The organism is Trichloromonas sp., assembly GCF_034006665.1.
Lineage (GTDB): Bacteria > Desulfobacterota > Desulfuromonadia > Desulfuromonadales > Trichloromonadaceae > Trichloromonas.
On the sequence record NZ_JAVESI010000090.1, the window covers coordinates 1 to 3,439 of the forward strand.

General features: G+C 55.5%; 5 protein-coding genes. 1 reads left to right on the plus strand and 4 read right to left on the minus strand.

Translation table 11 applies throughout. The features are described from left to right. The first annotated feature begins 230 nt into the window (after positions 1 to 230). Complete coding sequence (locus RBR25_RS17505; protein ID WP_432820831.1) at positions 231 to 1,322, plus strand: AAA family ATPase; 1,092 nt, start codon at positions 231 to 233, stop codon at positions 1,320 to 1,322. Positions 1,323 to 1,492: 170 nt separating this feature from the next. Here the strand turns inward: RBR25_RS17505 and RBR25_RS17510 are convergent, their stop codons facing one another. Genes RBR25_RS17510 through RBR25_RS17525 form a run of 4 tightly spaced genes read right to left on the minus strand, consistent with a single transcriptional unit; the run spans position 1,493 to position 3,347 of the window. Further along, positions 1,493 to 1,945, minus strand: a complete 453-nt coding sequence (locus RBR25_RS17510) for a ferritin-like domain-containing protein (protein ID WP_432820832.1) — start codon at positions 1,943 to 1,945, stop codon at positions 1,493 to 1,495. A 27-nt stretch (positions 1,946 to 1,972) separates the two neighbouring features. Then, positions 1,973 to 2,089 carry a rubredoxin-like domain-containing protein gene (locus tag RBR25_RS17515; RefSeq protein ID WP_432820833.1) on the minus strand — a complete coding sequence of 39 codons (117 nt, stop codon included), beginning with the start codon at positions 2,087 to 2,089 and terminating at the stop codon, positions 1,973 to 1,975. After that, entirely contained in the window at positions 2,086 to 2,592 is a 507-nt protein-coding gene (locus RBR25_RS17520; RefSeq protein WP_432820834.1) for a Fur family transcriptional regulator, read from the minus strand. The genes RBR25_RS17515 and RBR25_RS17520 overlap by 4 nt, the downstream gene beginning before the upstream one ends. Before the next feature lie 50 nt (positions 2,593 to 2,642). Beyond that, positions 2,643 to 3,347, minus strand: coding sequence for a putative bifunctional diguanylate cyclase/phosphodiesterase (locus RBR25_RS17525; RefSeq protein WP_432820835.1), 705 nt, complete (start codon positions 3,345 to 3,347; stop codon positions 2,643 to 2,645). Between the last annotated feature and the right edge of the window lie 92 nt (positions 3,348 to 3,439).

Sequence of the window (3,439 nt, forward strand, 5' to 3'; positions counted from 1 at the left end):
CGGGGTTGGTCTCCTTAATTGACCACCACCGTCGCTTTCAGAACGTCACGTGAACCGCCGTGTACGGAACCGTACGCACGGTGGTGTGGGAGGACGGCGGGGGCAACCCCGCCTCCTACCCGATCGGAGAGATATCGGGTATACTCTATGGGTTTTCGATGGTCGGACGGTTTGCTGAGCGAACCGGTGTTTTCGGGTTAACCCTGTCGATATCCCAAAGGATCTCTTTTATGGCCAAGAAAATCTTCATTGCTTCGACCGGTCAGAATTCGGGCAAGACCACCACCAGCATTTCTCTCATCCACCTGGCGAAACAGAAGTACGAGAAGGTCGGATTCATCAAGCCCCTCGGCCCCAAGCCTACGGTCTTTCAGGGCCGGACCATGGACAAGGATGCGGCGCTGATGGCCGGGGTCTTCGAACTGACGGACGAGATCGATTTCATGTCGCCGGTGGTGCTGCACGGGGATTCGACGCGTCGCGTCCTTGACGGAGAACTTTCTTCCGAGACCCTGCTCGCCGACATCCGCAACGCCGTGGCGGAGTTGGAAAAGCGCTGCGACTTTCTCGTTGTCGAAGGCTCGGGGCACAGTGGCGTCGGCTCGGTGATCGGCATGAGTAACGCTCGGATTGCCCGGGAACTGCAAGCCCCGGTAATGATCATCGCCGGCGGCGGCATCGGCAATACCTTCGACTCGGTCAGCCTCAATCTGGCCCTCTTTCGCCAAGAACAGGTGGAAGTCAAACTGGTGCTGCTCAACAAGTTGATCCCGAGCAAGCGTCAGTCCAGCCTCGCCTACCTGCGCCGCGCCTTCGGCTCCCAACCCTTCCGTGTCGATGCCGGTTTCAATTACTCGCCGGTGCTGGCCAATCCGACCCTGGCACGCATCGCCAAAATTCTCGATGCTCCCTTGCGCGGCGATCTGCGGCAGGCGGCGCGCATCGCTCATCATGTGCAACTCGGTGCCGCCTCGGCCCAGCGGGTCGCCGATCTGCTCAAGGATTCAAGTCTGGTGATGGTCAACAGTTCCCGCGATGAACTGATGGTGATGCTCGCATCCCTCTACAAACTCCCCGAGTACCGAAAAAAAATTGCCGGCCTGGTCATCCCCGGTCTGGCGCCGGTGCAGGCGATCACCCAGAAGATCCTCGACGATAGCCATGTTCCTTATATCCGCACGGAAACGACCAACTCCGAGGCCTTTCTGCGGGTCACCAGCGACACCTCAAAGATTACCGTGGAGGACCGGGAAAAGATCGATCTGATCAAGTCCATGGCCGAAATCGAGATCGACTTTGCCGCCATCGATGCCCTTCTGTAACCTCCCCTGACTTTTTGAATCCACAAAAAAACCGGCCTCTTTCGAGACCGGTTTTTTTGTGTCCATAACAAGCGCATGGCTCTTGCCGGCGTGCAGGGAGGCTTCTTCGTCGCTAATGGGCCGTTATTTGCGGGGCGCTGACCGGCCGCTTTCTCCCTGCGAAAGATTGGTCAGTTTTCGGTGAGGACATGTTCGTCGTAGATCTTTTCGATCTTGATCTTATGGCCTTTTTCCACGTCGGCGAAGACGTTGAGTACCTTTTGCAGTTGCGGATCCTCGACCGCAGCCGCCGCGTTGGTGTAGAGCTGATAGGCGTTTTCCTCGGCCTTCATGGCGTAGATGAGGATTTCCTGATAGGTCATGTCCGGCTTGAGGGGAACGTCGGCTAAGTATTGGCTGATCTTCAGGTCGGGAATCTTGATGGATTTGTAATGTTCGGCCTTCTCCAGGCTCATCTTCCCGAAGACATCCTTGTGCCCTGCTTCCTCGCGGGCCATTTCCTCGAACATCTTTTTGGCGGAGATGCTTTTCGAGATCGCCGCGGCGTTTTTGTACAGCTCATACGCCGCCTCTTCCTGCTTCACGGCGAATTTGATGATATCGTCCATGCTGACAAATGACATGAAACTCTCCTTTTTTCTCAATAAAAACTATTCTTCGACTTCCTCGAAACTGTCCTTCCCGGCGCCGCAATCAGGGCAAGTCTCGGGGGGCTCGGGGCCTTCGTGGATATAATCACAGATTACACAACGCCATTTTTTCATCATTCCTCCTTGTGATTGCTCGTGGATGTAAGGGTTCCTGAAGTCCGGGGCGGCGCCATGCCGCTCAGGCAATCGGGGCAAAGCCCGGTGAACTGGATGGAATAATCCAGTAAATGAAAACCGTGATTGTCACGCTGATTCCGCATCAGGTCGAGGTCTTCACAACCGTTGAAATCGATGAGCAATCCACAACCTACGCAGATCAGATGGGCGTGGCGGCTGGTGTCGGCATCGAAACGGGCGCGGGATTCGTGGGTGCTGATCTTCTGTGCCACGCCGATTTTGACCAGTGTTTCAAGCACTCGGTAGACCGTTGTGCGGGAAATGCCCGGAATCAGCAGCTTGACATCCTCGAAGAGTTCGTCGGCGCTCGGATGGTTGTTCCGCCGGGCGAGGGCTTCGAGAACCGCCTGCCGCTGCGGGGTCACGGGAAGCCCGTTGAGGCGGCAGGACTTGGTCAGTTCCTGAATTTTCAGATAGGCGTAATGGGCCTGATGACTTTTCATGATTGCTACAATATTGCAATAGCTTGGTTCTGTCAACGGCAAATCAGCCTTCAGAGAGTACTGAGCAGCTTGCGGAATTCCTCGGCGGGAACGGGGCGACTGAAATAGTAGCCTTGTACTTCGTGACACCCCTGCCGGTGCAGGAAGTCGCGATGTTCGTTGGTTACAACCCCTTCGGCAATGACGCGCAGTCCCAGATTGTGGGCTATGCCGATAATCGTCTTGATGATCGGGGCGGCATTCTCTTCGTTCGTCAGGTCGTTCATGAAGGTGTGATCAATCTTGAGGCGGTCGATGGGCAGGCGCTGAAGATTTCGCAGGGATGAAATCCCCGTGCCGAAATCGTCGATGGCAATGGAGATGCCGATGCGTTTTAATTCCTCGAAACGTTCGGCGGCGATCTTCAGATTTCCGCTGATAGTATTTTCCGTCACTTCCACTTCCAGGTCGCGGGGGGATAGCCTCGTTTCGTCAAGAATCCGTTCAATTGTCTCAACGAGCCGGAAATTTTTGAGTTCCCGACCGGAGAGGTTGACGGCCACGCGGGGCGCGGGAAGGCCTTCTCCCCGCCAGGCGCGGAGCTGGGCGCAGGCGTTGCGCAACACCCATTCGCCGATGGGCAGAATCAAGCCGCTTTCTTCGGCCATCGAGAGAAAATCTGCGGGCAGAAGGAGGCCCATTTCCGGATGCTGCCAGCGGAGAAAAACTTCCATGCCGATAATTTGATGCCACCGCAAAAAGAGAAGATCCGACAAATAGTTTAAATCATTAGATTATTTGCAATTTTTTTCTTGCGCCGGGACGTAATCTATGGTATATTCCTCAACAATTCCAATGCCTTGCGAGG

Coding starts and splice junctions, on each gene's coding strand:
- RBR25_RS17520 (WP_432820834.1), bottom strand. CDS start 2,592: ATGAAAAGTCATCAGGCCCATTACGCCTATCTGAAAATTCAGGAACTG.
- RBR25_RS17510 (WP_432820832.1), bottom strand. CDS start 1,945: ATGTCATTTGTCAGCATGGACGATATCATCAAATTCGCCGTGAAGCAG.
- RBR25_RS17515 (WP_432820833.1), bottom strand. CDS start 2,089: ATGATGAAAAAATGGCGTTGTGTAATCTGTGATTATATCCACGAAGGC.
- RBR25_RS17505 (WP_432820831.1), top strand. CDS start 231: ATGGCCAAGAAAATCTTCATTGCTTCGACCGGTCAGAATTCGGGCAAG.